The organism is Amycolatopsis australiensis (assembly GCF_900119165.1).
Lineage (GTDB): Bacteria > Actinomycetota > Actinomycetes > Mycobacteriales > Pseudonocardiaceae > Amycolatopsis > Amycolatopsis australiensis.
In genome coordinates this window covers 2,739,164-2,758,144 of the sequence record NZ_FPJG01000006.1, presented here as the reverse complement: position 1 = coordinate 2,758,144, position 18,981 = coordinate 2,739,164, and the positions used below count along the sequence as shown (strand labels likewise).

The 18,981-nt window shown below is 72.5% G+C and carries 19 protein-coding genes; 5 read left to right on the top strand and 14 right to left on the bottom strand.

Features of this window, described 5'->3' with window-relative positions:
* Positions 1 to 17: 17 nt before the first annotated feature.
* Positions 18 to 551: a GtrA family protein gene (locus BT341_RS14650; protein ID WP_072476832.1), complete on the top strand. Its 534-nt coding sequence runs from the start codon at positions 18 to 20 to the stop codon at positions 549 to 551.
* Here the strand turns inward: BT341_RS14650 and BT341_RS14645 are convergent.
* The gene (locus tag BT341_RS14645) at positions 441 to 1,145 is read right to left on the bottom strand and encodes a GNAT family N-acetyltransferase (RefSeq protein ID WP_072476831.1); all 705 of its coding nucleotides are present in this window, start codon (positions 1,143 to 1,145) and stop codon (positions 441 to 443) included. The genes BT341_RS14650 and BT341_RS14645 overlap by 111 nt on opposite strands.
* 161 nt (positions 1,146 to 1,306) lie before the next feature.
* Positions 1,307 to 2,503: a PucR-like N-terminal domain-containing protein gene (locus BT341_RS14640; RefSeq protein ID WP_072476830.1), complete on the bottom strand. Its 1,197-nt coding sequence runs from the start codon at positions 2,501 to 2,503 to the stop codon at positions 1,307 to 1,309.
* 190 nt (positions 2,504 to 2,693) lie between these two features.
* Here BT341_RS14640 and BT341_RS14635 point away from each other — a divergent pair, with 190 nt between their 5' ends.
* The 4 genes from BT341_RS14635 (at position 2,694) to BT341_RS14620 (ending at position 7,959) form a co-directional block, all read left to right on the top strand.
* Positions 2,694 to 3,902: a PucR family transcriptional regulator gene (locus BT341_RS14635; protein ID WP_072476829.1), complete on the top strand. Its 1,209-nt coding sequence runs from the start codon at positions 2,694 to 2,696 to the stop codon at positions 3,900 to 3,902.
* A 331-nt stretch (positions 3,903 to 4,233) separates the two neighbouring features.
* The gene (locus BT341_RS14630; protein ID WP_072476828.1) at positions 4,234 to 5,166 is read left to right on the top strand and encodes an alpha/beta fold hydrolase; all 933 of its coding nucleotides are present in this window, start codon (positions 4,234 to 4,236) and stop codon (positions 5,164 to 5,166) included.
* A gap of 216 nt (positions 5,167 to 5,382) precedes the next feature.
* Positions 5,383 to 6,738, top strand: a complete 1,356-nt coding sequence (locus BT341_RS14625; RefSeq protein WP_143168550.1) for a PucR-like N-terminal domain-containing protein — start codon at positions 5,383 to 5,385, stop codon at positions 6,736 to 6,738.
* Between the two features lie 27 nt (positions 6,739 to 6,765).
* Positions 6,766 to 7,959, top strand: a complete 1,194-nt coding sequence (locus BT341_RS14620) for a PucR family transcriptional regulator (RefSeq protein ID WP_072476827.1) — start codon at positions 6,766 to 6,768, stop codon at positions 7,957 to 7,959.
* A 19-nt stretch (positions 7,960 to 7,978) separates the two neighbouring features.
* Here BT341_RS14620 and BT341_RS14615 read toward each other — a convergent pair whose 3' ends face one another.
* Genes BT341_RS14615 through BT341_RS14560 form a run of 12 tightly spaced genes read right to left on the bottom strand, consistent with a single transcriptional unit; the run spans position 7,979 to position 18,957 of the window.
* Complete coding sequence (locus BT341_RS14615; protein ID WP_245804974.1) at positions 7,979 to 9,265, bottom strand: KR domain-containing protein; 1,287 nt, start codon at positions 9,263 to 9,265, stop codon at positions 7,979 to 7,981.
* A gap of 17 nt (positions 9,266 to 9,282) precedes the next feature.
* On the bottom strand, positions 9,283 to 9,861 hold the full coding sequence (locus BT341_RS14610; protein ID WP_072476826.1) for a hypothetical protein: 579 nt from the start codon (positions 9,859 to 9,861) through the stop codon (positions 9,283 to 9,285).
* Positions 9,858 to 10,364 carry a hypothetical protein gene (locus BT341_RS14605; RefSeq protein ID WP_072476825.1) on the bottom strand — a complete coding sequence of 169 codons (507 nt, stop codon included), beginning with the start codon at positions 10,362 to 10,364 and terminating at the stop codon, positions 9,858 to 9,860. Before BT341_RS14605 ends, BT341_RS14610 begins: the two co-directional genes overlap by 4 nt.
* Entirely contained in the window at positions 10,361 to 11,467 is a 1,107-nt protein-coding gene (locus tag BT341_RS14600; protein ID WP_072476824.1) for an MlaD family protein, read from the bottom strand. Before BT341_RS14600 ends, BT341_RS14605 begins: the two co-directional genes overlap by 4 nt.
* Positions 11,467 to 12,438: an MCE family protein gene (locus BT341_RS14595; protein ID WP_072476823.1), complete on the bottom strand. Its 972-nt coding sequence runs from the start codon at positions 12,436 to 12,438 to the stop codon at positions 11,467 to 11,469. Before BT341_RS14595 ends, BT341_RS14600 begins: the two co-directional genes overlap by 1 nt.
* Positions 12,435 to 13,433 (bottom strand): MCE family protein, encoded by a 999-nt coding sequence (locus BT341_RS14590; RefSeq protein WP_072476822.1) that lies wholly within the window; start codon positions 13,431 to 13,433, stop codon positions 12,435 to 12,437. Before BT341_RS14590 ends, BT341_RS14595 begins: the two co-directional genes overlap by 4 nt.
* A complete protein-coding gene (locus tag BT341_RS14585) occupies positions 13,433 to 14,428 on the bottom strand; it encodes an MCE family protein (RefSeq protein ID WP_072476821.1) in 996 nt (331 codons plus the stop codon). The genes BT341_RS14590 and BT341_RS14585 overlap by 1 nt, the downstream gene beginning before the upstream one ends.
* The gene (locus BT341_RS14580; protein WP_072476820.1) at positions 14,425 to 15,441 is read right to left on the bottom strand and encodes an MCE family protein; all 1,017 of its coding nucleotides are present in this window, start codon (positions 15,439 to 15,441) and stop codon (positions 14,425 to 14,427) included. Before BT341_RS14580 ends, BT341_RS14585 begins: the two co-directional genes overlap by 4 nt.
* The gene (locus BT341_RS14575; RefSeq protein WP_072476819.1) at positions 15,438 to 16,634 is read right to left on the bottom strand and encodes an MCE family protein; all 1,197 of its coding nucleotides are present in this window, start codon (positions 16,632 to 16,634) and stop codon (positions 15,438 to 15,440) included. The genes BT341_RS14580 and BT341_RS14575 overlap by 4 nt, the downstream gene beginning before the upstream one ends.
* Positions 16,631 to 17,446, bottom strand: coding sequence for an MlaE family ABC transporter permease (locus tag BT341_RS14570; protein ID WP_072476818.1), 816 nt, complete (start codon positions 17,444 to 17,446; stop codon positions 16,631 to 16,633). The genes BT341_RS14575 and BT341_RS14570 overlap by 4 nt, the downstream gene beginning before the upstream one ends.
* Positions 17,447 to 18,241 carry an MlaE family ABC transporter permease gene (locus BT341_RS14565; protein ID WP_072476817.1) on the bottom strand — a complete coding sequence of 265 codons (795 nt, stop codon included), beginning with the start codon at positions 18,239 to 18,241 and terminating at the stop codon, positions 17,447 to 17,449. It lies immediately after the preceding gene.
* On the bottom strand, positions 18,238 to 18,957 hold the full coding sequence (locus BT341_RS14560) for a hypothetical protein (protein ID WP_072476816.1): 720 nt from the start codon (positions 18,955 to 18,957) through the stop codon (positions 18,238 to 18,240). Before BT341_RS14560 ends, BT341_RS14565 begins: the two co-directional genes overlap by 4 nt.
* Positions 18,958 to 18,981 lie beyond the last annotated feature (24 nt).

The window sequence follows — 18,981 nt, the reverse complement described above, 5'->3', positions numbered from 1 at the left end:
CGTCACCTGGAGGAACCATGCCCGAGCCGCGAGAGCTGCTCCGCTTCGCCGTCGTCGGCTTGGCCGCGTACGGGGTCACCCTACTGGGCGACTACAGCCTGAAGCTCACCGTGTTGCGGGAGAAGCCCGTGACCGCGCTGGCGATCGCCACGGTGGCCTCGACGGCGGTCGCGTACCTGCTGTCGCGGCGCTGGTCGTTCGCGGGCCGCGGCGGCCGGCGGCGGGTGCCGGAGGCGGCACTGTTCTTCCTGTTCAACGCGGGTGCGGTGGCCGTGAACCTGGTGCCGCCGCTGGTGTCGCGGTACGTGCTGCACCTGGCGGTGCCGCACGTGGGATACCTGGCGCAGGAGATCGCGGACTTCGTGGCCGGGATGGTGCTGGGCACGGGCTGCGGGACGGCGTTCCGCTGGTTCGGTTACCGGCGGTGGGTGTTCCCGCGGTCAGCGCCACCAGTTGGCGTCACCCAGAGTGGTGAAGCCGAGCTTGTCGTAGAGCGGCTTCCCGGACCGCGAGGCGGTCAGCGTGACGGGACGGTCGTGGAAGTGCCGTAGGACGGCGTGCATCAGGGCGCGCCCGACGCCTTTCGAGCGGTACTCGGGGAGCGTGGTGACCCAGTAGACGCCGCCGACGCCCGCGTGGGCCATGGTGAAGCAGGCCCCTTCGCCGGGTTTGCGGAAGAAGGCCTGGCCGAGCAGTGCGGGCGGGAAGACGCTGCCCGGGCGGTGCGGCTGGTACTCCTCGAGCGGGAACCCGCGGACGATGACGTCCTCGGCTTCGGCGAGTTCGGCGGCGGTACGCACCCGCGTGACGGCGGGTTCTTCGGGTGCGGGCGCGGGTTCGCGGACCATCACGGGGAGCCGGCGGGCTTGCATCCCGGCGTCGGTCAGGTCAAGCCGCTGGAAGGGATCCTCGACGACGACGGTCCGCCCGGCGTCCCGGATTTCCCGCGCGAGCCGGACGAGGTCTCGGACATCGGAATCGCTGGGGCAAGCGGTACGGAGCATGATCCGGAACCGGCGGCCGTCGATGGCGGTGAAGGCGGGGTGGTCGGCGACGTGGTCCCCGCGCGAGCGCGCGAGCAGGCTCCACATGGCGACGGCGTTCTCGCCGGCCTGGCGCAGGCGCTCGGTGAGCAGTCCGGTCATGGCGGCAGCTTAGGGCGGGAGTGGCCTGATCCACAGAGCCAATTCGGCACTGGTGGACCAGGCCACTCGCGCGCTCAGGTCAGCGGCTCCCGCGACTTGTCCACAGGTCGGCGCCCACTCGCTCCCCCTCCGCCAGCAACGCCAGCTCCAACCGCACCCGCTCACTCCCGGCCCGGCAACGCCCGCTCCGCCAGCAACGCCAGCTCCAACCGCAACCGCTCGCCCGGGTCGTCCAAGCGGCTGCCGAACAGCTCGCCCAGCTTCTTCAGCCGGGCCCGGATCGTCTGGGGGTGCAAATCCAGCAGCCGGCCCAGCTCCGGGGCGCTTCCGCGGGTCTGCACCAGTGCCAGCAACGTCTCCGCCAGCTGCTCGCGCCGCTTGCCCGGCACACCCGCCAAGGGCGCCAGCGTCGTCGAGGCCAGCTGGTCCACCAGGAACTCGTCCGCCAGCAACAACAACGTCGTCAGGTGGTCGCGGCACCAGACCACCGGGCCCGGCGCGTCCAGCAACCCGCGCGCCGCCAGGTCCAGCGCTCGGCGGGCCACCCGGAACGACTCCGGTGCCGTCGCCGGCGGGACCAGCGGGCCGACCGCTGCCGTCCAGCCCGCCGGGAGGTTCGCCAGTGCCGCCAGGTCCGTGTCCGGTGCCGGGGTCAGCGCCGCCGGTGGGTCGCCCGCCGGATCCGCCGGGACGTGCTCCGGCAGCAGGTCGCGCGGGAACTCCGGGGCGCCCGGCAGCGCCCGGAACGCCACCGCGGCCACGCGCGCAGGCACCGGCAGCCCGGACGCCGCCACCAGACCGTCCACTTCGGCCGGTGTCCGGCCGGCGATCAGCGCCCGCAGCAGGCGCCGGTGCCGCTCGCCGGTGCCCGACATCGCCGCTTCCGCCGCGCGGTAGCCCTCCGCCACCGCCGCCATCGACGTTTCGACGTCGGCGAACATGCCCTCCGCCGCGCCGTACAGCACGTCGGCCGACAGGCCCGCTTCCCGGGCGATGTCGGCGATCCAGCGCCACGTCACCCGGCTCGACACGCGCACGGCCGCCTGCACCGCCTCGCGGCTGAGGCCATTGTGGAACGCCGTCCGCCCGTGCCCGCGGAACTCAGCCAGCCGGTCGGCCTGCCACATGGCGGGCGTGCCGACGCGGTCGATGTCCCGCTCGATCCCGCGCCGCGCCTGCTCGATCGCCGCCACGCGGGCCGGGCCCTCGCCGAAACTGCGGGAATATTCCGGGATCTCGGCGGCGATGCCGTCCACGCAGGCCCGCGCGATCTCCGGGATGCGCGGGCGCACCGCGTCGGCGAGCTCGTGCGGGAGGCGGGCCCACACGGAGCCGTCCGACACAGCGGAACCGCGCATGAGGAATTCGGTCCTCCACTCGGGAATTGGCGGCCGGAAATAGCCCTACCATCTGACACGGAGCGTAGGACTCCCACCCGTCCGTGTCAAAAGGACGTCTCGCGTCACTCTTTCCGGGAACGAGTCGTTGATTTTTCAGTGACACATCCGTCGGATACGCTCCAGCCGACACGCACTCGAAGGGGGATTCGTGGTCGAGTACCGCAGCTTCCGCCTGCTGGCCTCGCTGCCGCGCGCGCTGGGCGCGGGCCTGCGCCCGCACGTCGGGCACGCCGCGGCCGCGATGATCCAGGAGGTCCGGCGCACGGTCCCCGCCTACGGCCAGCCGCTCACCGGCGTGTTCGGCAAGGTGCTGGTCAAGAGCGTCGAGTACGCCGTGCGGCACTGCATCGATTCCATGGGCGAGCCGGGCCTGTCCCACGAGCCCTGGATCGAGTTCTACCGCGGCCGCGGCCGCATCGAGTTCACCGAGGGCCGCGACCTCGACGCGCTGCAGGACAGCGCCACGATCGGGGCCAGGGTGGCCTGGCGGGCGATGCACCCCGGGGTCGTCGCCGCCGGGGTCGACCCGGCCGTCATCTCGGTCGCCGCGGAGGCCATCTTCGCCTACGTCGACGAGCTGTGCGCCACCGCGATCGAGGGCTACCAGCAGGCGCAGGCCGAGGCCGAGGGCGCCGTCCCGGTCCGGCGGCGGCGCCTGCTCGAGCTGATCGTCCAGGCCCCGGAGGGCGCCGCGACGAGCATCGCCGAGCTCGCCGGCGGGGCGGGCTGGCCGCTGCCGGAGACCGCCGCGATGGTCGCCCTCGAACGCGCCCCCGGCGCCCCGGACTTCCCCGCCGGCCTGCTCGGCGACGGCGTCCTGGCCGACCTCGACGGGCCCGAGCCGCACCTGCTCACCCGGGATCCCGACGCCGACCTCGCGCCGCTGGCGGCCGAGCTCGGCGGCTGGCGGGCCGCGGTGTCGCCGACCGTGCCGCTGGCCGACGCGCCCGCCGCGCTGCGCACCGCCCGCCGCGCGCTGCTGCTGTCCGGGCCCGACGTCCCCGGCCCGATCATCTGGTGCCGCGACCACCTGGCCACGCTGTGGCTGCTCGCGGAGGACTTCCTGGCCGCGGAGCTGGCCCGGCAGAGCCTCGACCCGTTCGCGTCCCTCAGCGAGAAGCAGCGCGAGCGGCTCGGCGAGACCCTGCTGGCCTGGCTGGAGACGCGCGGCGGGGCGCCGGAGATCGCCCAGCGCCTCGGCGTGCACCCGCAGACCGTGCGCAACCGGCTGCGGCAGCTGGAAGAGCTGTTCGGCGACCGGCTCAAGGACGCCGACGACCGCCTCGGCATGCAGCTGGCCCTGCGGGCCCAGCGGCTCATGCGCGCGCACCGGCCGGACGGTGACCGGGAGCGCTGAGCAGGCGGTCGAGCGCGTACACCGGCATCGGCAGGACGCGCCGCCACGGACGGCGCCGCCGCGGCCGCGGCTCGTGCTCGCCGAAAAGAAAGCTCGCGCGGCAGGACATCAGCGCGTCCGGTGCGTCATTGCGACCATGAGTTCGAGGAATACGCGGGCGCTCCGGGAATGTCGAGACCCATTCCCGGTGAATCGGGAAAAACCCGCACGCGCGCTCGCCTTTCCACTGCTGTTCTTGTCACGTTCACGCCGGATTCGGCGGAAGTGGTGTTCGCCACAGCGGAGCCGGGCCGCCGGAGCCTTATTTTCGGGCTCGCGAGAAAGGCCGCCGATGACACTCGAGACGTACACGCTGACCCTCCACGGCCGCCGGATCCGGCTGCGCGAGTACACGCCGCCGGACGGTGCGGGCGACGAAGCGATCGTGCTGCTGCACGGGATCGCGGGCAGCGCGCGAACCTGGGCGCCGGTGCTCCGGCGGTGCGCCGCGCTCGGCCGGCGCGTGCTGGCGCCGGACCTGCCGGGCCACGGCGAATCGGAAGCGCCGCGCGCGGACTACGGCCTCGGCGCGCTGGCGAGCACCGTGCGGGACGTGCTGGCGGTCTCCGGCGTGCGGCACGCGACCGTGGTCGGCCACTCGCTCGGCGGCGGTGTCGCGATGCAGTTCGCCTACCAGTTCCCGGAAATGTGCGACCGGCTGGTGCTGGTCGCCGGCGCGGGGCTCGGCCCGGAGGTGAGCCCGGTGCTGCGGGCCACCGCGTTGCCGGGCGCCCCGGCGTTCCTGGCCCTGACGGTGAACCGCGCGACGCTCGCGCTCGCACGGGCCGCGGCCGGGCTCCTCCGGCGGCTCGGCGGGTCGTTGAAAACTGAAACACGGGAACTGGCCTGGCATTTCGCGTCGCTGGCCGACCCCGCGCGGCGGCGCGCGTTCCTGTTCATCGCGCGCAGCCTGATCGACCTGCGCGGGCAGCGCGCGAGCGCCGTGGACAAGCTCTACCTCGCCGAAGCCGTGCCGACGCTGCTGGTCTGGGGTGCCCGTGACCCGCTCATCCCCGTGGCGCCCGGGCACCGGACGGCCGAACTGCTGCCGGACAGCCGGTTGACCGTGCGAGAAAACGCGAAACACTTTCCACATGTGGCCGACCCGGACGGGTTCTGCCTGCTGCTGAAGGAGTTCGTCACCGGGACCGCACCGGCGCGGCTGACGCTCGACGACGTCGTGGAGCGGCTGACGGCCCGGAATCCGGTGCGGGAACCCCGCTGAAAAGTTGTCACCCGCACACCATCCGCGCGCGGCGGAAGTGTCACCTCACACCGCGCCGTTCCACCCGTTCGGGTGTAGTCCGGACGGGTTACCGCAAAGTCAGCGGAGAACCCGTTGACAGTGCCGTTCGCGCGAAATTATGTTGCCTGAGCCACAAAATCCGGACCGGCTTCGCCGACGAAGAGGCCGGTTTTGTTGCCAGCAAGGATAAAACACATGACCGACGTGGACACCGGGTTCGCCGCCCCCGCCCTGCGCGGGGCCCGGCCCCTTCCCGGCGAACGCTCTTCCGGACCGGCCTACCGGCAGCAGTCCGTGTCGGCCGACCGGCCACGGACCGCCTACCCGCCGGCCCCGCGGACGCCAGCCGAGCCCCGGCCCGGGCGCACTTCCGGCGCCATCGGGCTGTGGGCGTCGCTGCCCCGCGAGCTGGCGATCCGCTTCAAGCCGCGGGTCGACCCGCTCGCGCGGGCCATCCTGCAGGAGGTGCAGCGGGCGGTGCCGGAATACCGCCGCCCGCTGGAAGGCGCGTTCGGGCACATCATCACGCAGGGTGTCCGGCAGGCGATCATCCAGTGCCTCGACAGTGTCGGCACGCCCGGCGCCGTGCCGCTCGAGACGTGGACGACCGTGTTCCGCAACCTCGGCAAGATCGAGTTCAACGAAGGCCGCAGCCTCGACTGCCTGCAGACGGCCTACCGGGTCGGCGGGCGCGTCGCGTGGCGGCACATCTCGGAGTTCGGGCAGGCCGCGGGCGTCGGCGCGGACACGCTGTGCACCAGCGCCGAGGCCATCTTCGCCTACGTCGACGAGATCTCCGCGCTCTCGATCGAGGGCTACACGGCGGCGCAGACCCGCGCCGCGGGCACCCGCGCGCGACGCCGCAGGCGGTTGCTCGAACTGCTGCTCGCCGACCCGCCGTCGGCGCCGCAGGCCATCTCCGCGCAGGCCGTCACCGCGCAGTGGACGCTGCCGGCCGAGGTGACCGTCGTGGCCCTGGAACCGCGCGCCGACCAGCACAGCCTCGCCGCGCCGGACCTGCACTCCGACGTCCTCGTCGACCTCGAAGGCGCCGAGCCGTGCCTGGTCACCGGCGACGCGGACAAGCACCTGAAGAACCTCGCCGAGCGGCTGCGGGGCTGGCGCGCGGTGATCGGCCCGACCGTGCGGCTCACCGACGCGCCGCGGTCGCTGCTGTGGGCGCGCCGGACGCTGAAGCTCGTCCAGCGCGGCGTGCTGCCGGACGCGCCGGTCACGCGCTGCACCGACCACTTGTCGACGCTGTGGCTGCTCGCCGACGAGTTCCTCGTCCGCGAGCTGTGCGCGCGCAGCCTGGAGCCGTTCAAGGACCTGACGCCGAAGCAGCGGGCGCGGCTCGGCGAAACGTTGCTGATCTGGCTGCAGTCCCGCGGCAGCGCGCCCGAGATCGCGAAGAAGCTCAAAGTGCACCCGCAGACCGTGCGCTACCGGATGCACCAGCTCATCGACCTGTTCGGCGACCGGCTCAACAACGCCGACGACCGGCTCGACATGGAGATCGCGTTGCGCGCGGAGGCGCTGCTCGGCTCCTGACTCGCTTCAAAGGTGAGGTGAGGCCTTGTGACGGGACCACCCGTCGAAACGACGTTCGGGCCGATGCTGGGCGGCGACGGACGGCCGGGACAGCTGTGGGCGATGCTCCCGCGTGAGCTCGCCGCGGTGTTCCGGCCGCGCATGCTCGACGTCGCCGACGAGGTGCTGCACGAGATCCAGCGGACCATCCCGGACTACGCGCGGCCGCTGGAAGGCGCGTTCGGCAAGGCGCTGCGGGCGGGCGTGCAGGCGGCGATCCTGCAGTTCATCGACCGGATCGCCGCGTCCGGCCCGGTGCCCGACGAGCGGCGGAAGCTGTTCGTCGGGCTGGGCGTGCACGAGCTCGCGCAGGGCCGCAACCTCGACGTGCTGCAGGCGGCCTACCGCGTCGGCGCGCGGGTGACGTGGCGGCGGATGGCCGAGGTCGGAACGCGGGCCGGCGTGCCGTCGGCGACGCTGTGCCTGCTCGCCGAGGCGATCTTCGCCTACATCGACGAACTGTCGGCGTTGTCGATCGAAGGGCACGCGGCGGCCCAGGCGCGGGCGGCGGGCGCGCGGGAACGCCGTCGCCGCCGGTTGCTGGACCTGCTGCTGGCGGACCCGCCGTCGCCGTCGCGGACGGTCCAGGAGGCCGCCGCGGCGGCGGAGTGGCCGCTGCCGCACCGGCTGGTCGCGGTGGCCCTGGCCGGTCCCGCGGACGTCTCGGGGCTGGGCGCGCTGGAGGACTTCGAAGACGGCCCGCCGCGGCTGCTGCTGCCGGCACCGGCCGACCGGGCGGCGCTGGCTTCGGCGCTGGCCGGGCACCGGGCCGCGGTCGGGCCGCCGGTGCCGCCGCGGCAGGCGGCCCGTTCGCTGGCGACGGCGCAGGAGGCGCTGCGGCTGGTCCCGGACGTCCTGCCGGACGAGCCGCTCACCTGGTGCGAGGACCACCTGGCGACGCTGTGGCTGCGCAAGGAGCCGTTCCTGGCCACCGAGGTGTGCCGCCGCCGGCTGGCGCCGCTGACGGCGTTGACCCCGAAGCAGTACAACCGCCTGGCGGGGACGCTGCTGGCGTGGCTGGAAACGTGCGGCAATGTCCGCGAAGTGGCGGAGCGCCTGACGATCCACCCGCAGACGGTCCGCGCCCGGGCCCAGGAGCTGGAAACCCTCTTCGCGGACAGCCTCCGCGACCCGGACGACCGGTTCGAGCTGATCCTGGCCCTGCGCGCCACCCTGACCTGACCCGTGCCGCCCCGGGCGATCACGCGTGGTTGACGGGGCGGCGCGGGATCGCCGGGTCGGAGTCCGGTGGCTCCGGCTCGCCGAGCAGGGCCGAGAAGAACGGGCGGCGGGTCAGTTCCGGGTACCGTGCCGCGACGCGGGCGGTGTCCAGCCGTGCGATACCCACCGATGGCAGGCCCGACGCGAGCACGGCGGGCAGCGCTTCGAGGCCTTCGGTGAGCGTCATCGGGTCCAGCAGCGGGTCCGCCGTCCACGGACCCCAGTTCACCGTCGTCGCCGGGAGCCCGCGGGACCGCCGCCAGGCGGCGAACGCGTCCAGCCACGCGTCCGCCGTCGCCGCGGCCGTCCGTCCCGGCGCGCCGAACAGCGCCGCCGACGACGAATACAGCAGCCACCAGTCCGGTGGCGTGTCGGCCGTCGCTTCGTGCAGCCGGCAGGCGCCGAGCACCTTGGCCCGCCACCGGGAGCCGGGCGTGTGCACGATTCCCCGCAGCCGCAGGCCGTCCGCGGTCGCCGCGGCGACGAGCCGTTCCGCGACACCGGGTTCGGCGATGTCCCCGGTGACGGCCACGACGTCCACACCGGGCAATGCCACCGGGCCCCCGTGTCGTCCACAAAGGACGATCCGGGTCGCGCCGCCGTCCGCCAGCCGGCGCGCGGTGGCCTGTCCGAGCACGCCGAAGCCGCCGGTGATCGCGTACGCGCCCGGCCCGGCCGGGACGCCGCCGGCGAGCGGCACGCGGGTCAGGCGCGCGGCGTACCGGACGTCGTGGCGCCAGCGCACCTCGTCGTCCGGCGCGTCCGACCGCAGCTCGCGGACCAGAACCTCCACTTCGGACCGCGCGTCGCAGTCGACCAGGCTCGCCCGCAGGCCCGGCCGGTCGAAGGCGAGCGCCCGGACCAGGCCGCGCAGGAACACCAGCCCCGGCTCGCCGCTCGACTGCGTGACCAGGTGGAGCCGGACGCCGGGACCCAGCCGGGCGACGACGGACAGCACCGAGAGCAGCAGGTCCTGCGCGTCTTCCGGGTCGTGGTAGGCGTGCGGCGCACCGGTGAGGAACACGACGCCGCGCACCCGCCGCTCGGCCACGAAGGCCGCCAGCTCGCCGAGGTCGTCCTGCGGCAGGGAGAGGGCCTCGTCCCCGGCTTCGGCGAGTGCCAAGGCGAGCGCGACGGCGCGGCCGAGCGCCACCGGGTGCTCGTCGGTCAGCAGCAGCCACGACGCGGGCTCGCCCGGCGGGACCGGCGGGAGCGGCGCCTCGATCCAGGACGTCCCGAACGACCGGTACGCCGGTCCCGGGCTCATCGGTTCCTCGCGCATGGTCAGGCGGCGGCCATGCCGGTGACGCGCCACTTGCCGTCGACGCGCTCGGCCGTGACGCTCAGCTGGGCCGCGCCGGTGCTGCGCTGCCCGTCGCCCCGCGTGCCGGTCTGGTCGAGGAACACCAGCAGCGCCGCGCGGTCGCCGTCGAGCAGCTTGACGCCGGAGGCCACGGCCGTCGACGTCACGACCAGCTTCTGGTCGGCCGCGAGCTTGCGGACCTGGCCGAAGAGCTGGTCGTACTGCGCGAGCGCGGGCCCGCTCAGCAGCTCCTTGGCCGCCCGCTCGTTCTTCGCCGGGTCGTCGTAGCGGTACGAGAACAGCGTGCCCAGCGCGGCGCTGACCTGCTTGCCGGCGTCCGCGGTGGCGGAGACGTCGGCCAACGCGGTGTTGTGCGCGACGACTTCGTTCGTGCTGCGCGCCTCGAGCGTGAACCAGACGGCGAGCCCGGCCATCACGACCGCGACCACGGCGAACGCCCACCGCGGGCGCCGCTTCGGCTCGGCGGCAGGAGCTTCCGGTGCCGGTTCGTGGTGCCGTCCGGCCACCTTGACCACGCGTTTCTTCGTCGGAACGGTCACGGTGCCTCCCCGGCGGGCACCTGGCCCAGCCCGGTCACGCGCCAGCCGTCCGGCCCGCGGGTCAGGTCGGCCTGGAACCGGTTGCGCTTGGTCACGGCGTCGCCGTCCGCCGGGGCGACGACCAGCTCGACCGAGGCGATCAGCTTCGCCGTGCCCGCGCCGGTGTCCACTTCGGTCACCGCGGCGTCGGTCACCTTGCCCGTGGTGACGGTCCTGGCCTGGGCGATCCGGTCGAGGCTGCCCTGCCGGTCGGCCGCCAGCTCGTCGTGCAGCGGGCCGCCGGAGAGGTCCAGCCAGTGCTGGTAGCCCGGCGCCGCCTGCCGGTAGTCCAACGTGGTCAGCCCGGCCACCGCCGTCCGGCCCGCCCGCAGGGCCTCCTCCCGCACGGCCGCGCGGGCGACGCCGTCGTCGTGCGCCGCCTGCCACCAGGTGAAACCCGACCAGCCGGCCGCCGCGGTGGCGAGCACCGCGGTCGCCGGGGCGAGCCACGCGAAGATCTTCACGGCCGTCCTCCCGGTGCGTTCTGCGAGCCCCGCACGTTCGTCGGGTCGCCCTTCGGCAGCGCGCAGCGCGCGGCCGTGTTCAGCGGGCGGACCGAGGTGTCGAGGCCATCGTGGTACGGCGTCGTGTACCCGGTGGTGCACGGCGGTGGGTCGAAGAAAGTCAGGGACAGGCCGAAGTGGGCGCCGTCCGGGCGCACGACCGCGCTGCCCGCGGCGACCGCCTGCGGCGCGGTGATCAGCAGCTGGCGGAGGCCGTCCTGGCGGGCTTCGAGGACGTCGGCGGTGGTCAGCAGGTTGGCCAGCAGCACGCCCAGCTGCGGCCCGGAGTCGCGGATCAGCGCGCCGACCTCGTTGGCGGCGGCGGGCACGGCCGGGATCAGCGTCCGCAGGTCACCGTCGGCCTGCTTCAGGGTCGAGGCGAGCAGCTTCGCGTTGGCGCCGAACCCCCGGATCGCGTCGGCCTGCTGGACCTGCGTGTCGAGCACGGTGTGCGCGTCGGTGACGAACCGGGTCAGCGGCGCCACGTGCGCGCTCGCCGCCTGCACGAACTCGATGCCGCGGCCGATCAGCTGGTCCAGCGCCGGGCCGGCCCCCGACGTCGCGTTGTACAGCTCGTCGACGACCGTGCGCAGCGCCGGCTTCGGTACCGACGCCGCGAACGAGTCCACTGTCGACAAGACGACGTCGACCGGGAGCGGGATCTTCGTGTCGGCCTCCGTGATCACCGACCCGTCGTGCAGCTTCGGCCCGCCGTCGGTGCGCGGCCGCAGGTCGACGTACTGCTCGCCGACGGCCGACCGGTCGGCGACGACGGCCTCGGTGTCCGCCGGGACCGGCGCGGTGCCGGCGTCGATCTCGAGGTCGGCCTCCATGCCGGCGGGCGTGAGCCGCAGCTCGCCGACGCGGCCGATCGGCACGCCGCGGTAGGTGACCTCCGCGTTGGTGAAGATGCCGCCGCCGGCCGGGAACCGGGCCGTGACGGTGTAGCCGCGGTCGAAGAACACCTTGTCGAGGCCGGCGTAGGTGGCCCCGACGTAGGCGACGCCGACGACGGCGATGACCACGAAGATCGTCACCTGCACGCGCACGAACCGGGTCAGCATCAGTGCCCCACCTTGAGGAACCCGTTGAGGTAGTCGCCGCGGATGGCGTCGAGCGCGGCGTCCGGGAACGGGAAGGTGAAGATCATCTCCATCGCCTTCGGCAGCTTGTCCCCCGAGTCGGCCAGCTGACGCAGCAGCGGCTCCAGCGCGCGCAGGTCGGCGACGAGGTCGTCCTTGCTGCGGTTGACGGTGTCGACGGCGACCGAGGTCAGGCCGTCGAGCGACTTGAGCATCCCGACCAGCGCCTCCCGCTGCTGGTTGAGCACGCCGATGCCGGGTGTGAGGCCGTTCAGGGTCGTGGTGATCTGCCCGGTGTGCGCGTTGAGCGTGGCCGCGAGCTTGTTGACGCTCTCGATCGCGCGCGTGATCTCGCTCCGGTGCTCGTCGAGCCCGCGGACGAATTCGTCCAAACTGGACAGCAGGCTGCGGGCCGCCGTCTCCTTGCCGCCGAGAGCGTCGTTGAGCTGGTGGCTGATGTTCTGCACCTGCGCCACCCCGCCGCCGTTGAGCAGCAGCGACAAGGCGCCGAACACCTCCTCGATCTCCGGGGTCAGTGTCGAGCGGTCGAGCGGGATGTCCGCGCCGTCGAGGAGCCGGCCCGACGGCGTCGCGTCGTCCGGCGGAGCCAGCTCGACGAACTTCTCGCCGAGGATGCTGGCCTGCCGCAGCCGCGCGACGGCGTTGCCCGGCAGGTCGACGTCGCCGTTGACCAGCAGGTCGACGCGTGCGCTGCGCCCGTCCGGCGCCAGCTCGACCTTCACGACCTGGCCGACCGGGACGTCGTCGACCTTGACGCCGGACTGCGGCACCAGGTCGAGCACGTTGGTGAAGCTCGCCGTGACGTGGATCGGGTGGTCGCCGAGCGCGGCGCCGCCGGGCAGCGGGATGTCGTAGACGCTCACCCCGCGTCCGCAGCCGGTGGTGACGAGCGCGAGGGTGACCACCGCGGCCAGCTTGACCAGGGACTTCATTTCGGCTCCGCGAACTCGAGGAGGTTGCCGCGGCCGTCGATGGTCCCGTTCGCCCGGTCGTAGGCACCGAGCAGGTTGGTCAGGGCGTTGGGGGCCGCGCTGAGCGCTTCGGACAGCGAGTTCTTCTGGTCCACCAGCACCTTCGTGACGTCGGCCAGCTTGTCCACATCGGACTGGACCTTGCCGCGGTTGTCCTTGATGAACCCTTGGACCACGCTCAGCGCCTGGGTCAGCTCGGTGAGCGCGCCGGAGAACTGGTCCCGCTGGTCGGCGAGGACCTTGCTGAGCGAGGCGATCTGCGCGATGGCCTGCTTCACCTGCCCGTCGTTGGCCGCGAGCATCGCGGTGAACTTGCTGATGTTGTCGACGGAGCTGAACAGGTCGTCCTTCGAGTCGCTCGCCGCGCGGGCGAACTCGCCGAGGTTCTTGATCGCCTCGCCGATGGTCTGGCCGGTCCCGTTGAGGTAGTCGGCGGATTTCGTCAGCACGTCGCTGACCGCGCCGTCCTTGTTGGCGCCCTGGGGGCCGAGCGCGGACATCAGCTGGTTGAGGCTGTGCAGCAGGTCGTCGACCTCGACCGGGGTCGCCGTGCGCTCCCGTGGGATGGACGCGCCGTCGGGCAGCGCCGGTCCGCCGCGGTAGACCGGCGTGAGCTGCACGTACCGGTCGGCGACCAGGCTCGGCGTGATGACGACGGCGCCGGCGTCCGCCGGCAGCCGCACGTCGGGCCGCAGTGTCATGGTCACCCTGACGTCCGTGCCGTCCGGTTCCACTTCGGACACCGAGCCGACGGCGACGCCGAGGACGCGCACGTCCGAGTTCGGGTAGATCCCGACCGCGGCGGTGAAGTACGCGGTCAGCGTGCGCTCGCCAGGCGCGGTGGCCAGCGGCCACACCGCCGTGACCAGCAGCGCGAGCACGACGCCGAGCGCGAGCGCCCGCAGCCGGGCCCGGCGTTTCGCCCGGGCTCCGAGATCGACGAGGTGGTGGGCCATCAGCGTCCCCCGTTCTTCGGTGGCAGGCAGCTGCCCGGCGTGGTGCCGGTGGGGACGAGCCCGCAGATGTAGGTGTCGATCCACCGCCCGTTGCCGACGGCGTTGCCGAGCAGCCGGTAGAACGGGCCGGCCAGGCGCAGGCTGTCCGCCAGCTTCCCCTGGTTCTGCTGCAGCACGGTCGCGACGCGGTCGAGCTGGTCGAGCGCCGGGCCGAGCGTCTTCTGGTTTTCCGCGACCAGCCCGCGCAGCTGGACCGACAGGTTCTTGATGCCGGTGAACAGCTGCGCGATCGCGTCCTTCCGCGCGTTCAGCTCGGTGAGCAGCGTGTTGCCGTCGCGGATGAGCGCCTGGATCTGGTCCGAGCGCTCGCCGAGGGTTTTCGACACCTGGCTGGTGTTCTGGAACAGCTTCACCAGCTCGTCGTCCCGCGAAGCGAGCGTTTGCGACAGGGCGGCGATCCCGTTGAACGCGGTCTTGACGTCACTGGGGGCCGACGCGCCGAGGGTGTCCGACAGGGTGCGGAACGCCTGCGCGAGCCGGCCGGTGTCGATCGCGCCGACGGTGCTCGCCAGGTCGTTGAACACCGCGGTGACGTCGTAGGGCGAGCTCGTGCGCTCGGCGGGGATCGGCTGGTCCGGGTCGAGCTCGCCGTTGCCCACCGGGTCGAGCACCAGGTTCTTCTGGCCGAGCAGCGTCTTGATCTTGATGGCCGCCGTCGTGCGGTTGCCCACCCAGGTGTCCTTGACCCGGAACAGCACCTCGACGTGGTCGCCGGCCAGCCGGACGTCGGTGACCTCGCCGACCTTCACCCCGGCCACGCGGACCTCGTCGTTCGGCCGCAGCCCGGCGGCCTCGCGGAACTCCGCCCGGTACGTCGTGCCGCCGCCGACGAGCGGCAGGTCGCCGGCGAAGAACGTGGCACCGCCCACCAGGCCCATGAGCAGGGCGGTCACCGTGCCGACGGCGATCGGGTTGCGGCTGCGGAACGGTTTCATCGGCACCTCGCGGCCGTGACGGGGATGCCCGGCGGCGGGCCGCCCGGGGCGGGCTTCGCGTCGGAGTCGACCGCGCACAGGTAGAAGTTCGCCCACGAGCCGTAGGAGAACAGCGTGCCGATCCGGTCGAGCTTCGCCGGCAGGTGGTCGAGGAACTGCTGGAAGACCGGGGTGTTGTCGGCGAGGTTCTTCGACAGGTCGCCGAGCGCGGCGATGCTGTCCTTCAGCGGCTGGCGCCCCTGCTGCAGCAGCCCGGCGGTGGCGGTGGTCAGCTCGCCGAGGCCGCCGATCGCCTGCCCGATCGGCTTCGCGTCCGCGGCCAGGCCGGTGACCAGCTGCGCGGTCGTGTCGACGAGCGCGTCGAACTGGTCGCCCTGGGCGTTGACGGTGTCGAGCACGGTGTTGAGGTTGCCGATCACCTGCCCGATCACGGCGTCCTTGCCGGCCAGGGTGGACGTCAGCGACGCGGTGTGCCGCAGCAGGCTGTCGATCGTGCTGCCCTCGCCCTGCAGCACCTGGATGATCTCGAACGACAGCTGGTTGACGTCGCCGGGCGACAGCGCCTGGAAAAGCGGCTTGAAGCCGTTGAACAACGCGGTGAGGTCGAGCGCGGGCTTGGTCTTCTCCAGCGGGATCAGCGCGTCTTCGGCCAGCGTCGGGGCCGTGTCGGCGGCGCCGGGATCGACCGCGAGGTACCGCTGCCCGACGAGGTTGCGGTAGCGGATGGTGACCGAGGCCGCCGTGGTGAGGCGGTGGGCGCGGTCAACCGAGAACGCGACGTCGGCCAGGCGGTGCTCGACGACGCGCACCGAGTCGACCTGGCCGATCCGGACGCCGGCCATGCGGACCTCGTCGCCGGGGTTGACCGAGGTCGCGTCGGTGAACCGGGCCGTGTAGCCGATGGTCGTGCCGACGCTCGAGTTGGCGATCGTGATCGCCAGGACACCGGTGGCGGCCGCGGTGACCACGAAGAAGATCAGGCCCTTGACGGCCGGGCCCAGCACGCTCCTCATTGGACGGTCACCTCCGTTCCGCGCAGTGCCGGTCCGATCAGGACACTGCTCCAGTCGGGCACGTCGCCCAGCGTGGGCTTCAGCAGTTCGGCGACGAGCCGGCGCTCGCCCGGCGAGTTGGCGGGGCCGAGGTCGCCGTCGGTGGCGCCCGGCGCCGCGGCGCCGCCGCCGTAGCACTTCGGGCCGCCGGTGGCGTCGTACCGCGGGGTGTCGCGGCCGGGCACGTACTTCTCGCGCGGGTCCTGCACGGTGAGCGTCACGTGCAGGCCGGGTTCGTTCGTGCCCTTGCCCAGGGCCTTCTCCATCAGGGGCTTGAGCCGGTTCACCGCGTCGAACAGGCACGGGAACTCCGGCGAGTACCGCGCCAGCAGTTCCAGCGACGGGCGGCTTTCCACGGAGACGCCGATGATGTTGTCCTTGTTCTTGCGCAGGAAGTCGTTCAGGTGGCCGGTCGCGCTCGTCACGCTCGTGTAGAGGCTGTCGAGGCCGGCGCGTGTGTCCACGATGGTCTTCGCGGTGGTCGAGAGGTCGGTCAGCGCCTGCAGGATGTCCGGGGCCGCGGTGGTGTAGACGTCGGCCGCGTTCGCCAGGCCGGTGATGTCCGCCTTGAACTGCGGCATCAGCGGGTTCACCTGGGCCAGCAGATCCTGCAGTTTGACGACGCTGTCGCCCAGCGGCTTCCCGCGGTTGTCCAGCGCCTGGGAGATCGCGCCCAGCGAGCTGTTCAGCTTCTGCGGCTGGACCGCGCGCAGCAGGGGCAGCAGGTCGCCGAGGACGCGCTCCAGCTCGATCGCGTTGGCCGAGTGGTCCTGCCCGATGACGTCACCCGCCCGCAATGTCCCTTGTGGACGGTCTGGCAGCACGAGGTTGACGTACCGCTCGCCGAAGACAGTCTTCGGCAGCAGCCGCGCCGAGACGTTGCGGGGCAGCAGGCCGATCTTCGCCGGGTCCAGCGCCAGGTCGATCTCGGCGCCCGCCCGCGTGCTGCGCACCGCCCTGACCTCGCCGAACGGCACGCCCCTGACCTTGACCTCCGCCGTCGGGGCGAGCTGGTTGCCGACCCGGTCCGCGTGCAGCGTGACCAGCTCGGAGTCGTCGAAGTCCTTGTCGTAGACGGCCACCGCGAACCACCCGAGCAGGACCAGCACGCCGAGGAAGGCGACCCCGGCCAGCTGCGTCGCGAAGCGGCTCATCCGGACACCTTCACCGTGGTCGTCGCGCCCCAGATGGCCAGCGAGAGGAACAGGTCGAGCACGCTGATCAGCACGATCGACGTCCGCACCGCGCGGCCGACGGCGACACCGACACCGGCCGGGCCACCGCTGGCCCGGTAGCCGTAGAAGCAGTGCGTCAGGATCACGCCGACGCTGAACACGAGCACCTTGCCGAACGACCACAGCACGTCACCGGGTGGCAGGAACAGCGTGAAGTAGTGGTCGTAGGTGCCGCCGGACTGCCCGAAGAAGACGACCGTGGTCAGCCGCGAACCGAGGTAGGAGATCAGCAGGCCGATGACGTAGAGCGGGATGATGGCGACGAACCCGGCGACGATCCGGGTGGTGACCAGGTACGGCATGCTCCGGACGGCCATCACCTCCAGCGCGTCGATCTCCTCCGAGATGCGCATGGCGCCGAGCTGCGCGGTGAACCCACTGCCCACAGTGGACGACAGGGCGAGCCCGGCGACCAGCGGCGCGATCTCCCGCGTGTTGAAGTACGCGGTGAGGAACCCGGTCATCGCCGAGATGTTGATCTGGTTCAGCGCGCTGAAGCCCTGCAGGCCGACGGTGACGCCGGTGAACACGCACAGCCCGACCATCACGCCGATCGTGCCGCCGATCACCGCCAGCGCGCCGCTGCCGAACGTCACTTCGGCCAGCAGGCGCACGACTTCGCGGAAGTAGCGCGTCACCGCGAGCGGGACGGCCGCGATGGCACGGACGTAGAACAGCAGCTGGTCGCCGAGGTCGAACAGCCGCTCGCCGGGTTTGCCGAGGATGGCCACTCAGGTTCCCTTCGCCGGGACGAGCTGCAGGTACAGCGCGGTGAGCACGGTGTTGACGAAGAACAGCAGCAGGAAGGTGATCACGACGGACTGGTTGACGACGTCGCCGACGCCCTTGGGGCCGCCCTTCGGGTTGAGGCCGCGGTAGGCGGCCACGACCCCGGCGAGGTAGCCGAAGATCACCGCCTTGACCGAGCTGACGACGAGGTCGGGCAGCTGTGCCAGCGCGTTGAAGCTGGCCAGGTACGCCCCGGGCGTGCCGCCCTGGACGATCACGGTGAAGAAGTAGCCGCCGAGCACGCCGACGACGCTGACCAGGCCGTTGAGCAGCACGGACACACCGACCGCGGCCTGCACGCGCGGCACGATCAGCCGGTGGATCGGCGAGACGCCGAGCACCTCCATCGCGTCGATCTCCTCGCGGATGCTGCGCGCGCCCAGATCGGCGCAGATGGCGCTGCCGCCCGCGCCGGCGATGATCAGCGTCGTCACGATCGGGCTCGCCTGCTGCACGACGGCCAGGACGCTCGCCGCGCCGTTGAACTGCTGGGCGCCGATCTGGCTGGTCAGCGAGCCGAGCTGCAGCGAGATGACCGCGCCGAACGGGATGGAGACGAGGATCGCCGGCGTGATGGACACGCTCGCGATGAACCAGAACTGCTGGACGAACTCGCGCACCTGGTACGGGCGGCGTGCCATGGCGAGGACGATGTCGAGGCCCATCGCGCACAGGCGGCCGAACTCGCGCAGGCCGTTCGCGGCCCGCCGGGGAGCTTCGCTGAGGAATGTGGTCATGGCTGCGCGCACCCGGTGCTGAAGCAGCGCAACGTGAGGTTCGAGACGAACGTGTTGCCCGGCCCCGAAACCAGGCCGGTGAGCAGCCGGCTCACGTCTTCGTGCCCGACGCACCCGGCGAACGGCGGGGTGGTGAACGTGGTGCTCACCTTCACCGGTGGCGCGGGCAGCGAGATCGGCACCAGTGCCTTGATGGTGACGGCCGCGGGCTGAGCCGTCCGGCAGTCCGGCCCGACGTCGAGGACCCGGCCGTCCACTTTGGCCTCCGACAGCCGGATGAACACCTTCGCGGTGACGTCCGTGTCGGCGCAGATGTTCGTTTGCGTGGCCTTGCAGGCCGTGTCCTTGCCGGTGTGCACGGCCGCCGTTCCGGTGGCGTCACCGTCCGGGATGATCTCGACCCGGCCGGTGGTGGCCATGAACCGGAACGCGACGAAGTAGCCGTCCGCGGGCGGGATGGCGAGCTTCCCGCTGACCGGCACGGTGCTGGTCAGGCCGCCCAGGAAGCCGTCGAACGTGCCCGGCGGGAAGACGATGTCGGACCCGAGCTTGGCGACGTGGCTCGTGGTCGGCTGCTGCGCGTCCCCGAGGGTGAAGCCGAAGGGGATCTGCGTCGCCTGCGCCCGCGGCACGTCCCCGCCGGGCGCGGCTTGGGCCGCACCCAGCGAGAACGCCGCGAGCATCAGCACGAGCGGCAGCGAGAACCGCGTCAGCATCCGGAGTTCCTCATCATCGAGGGC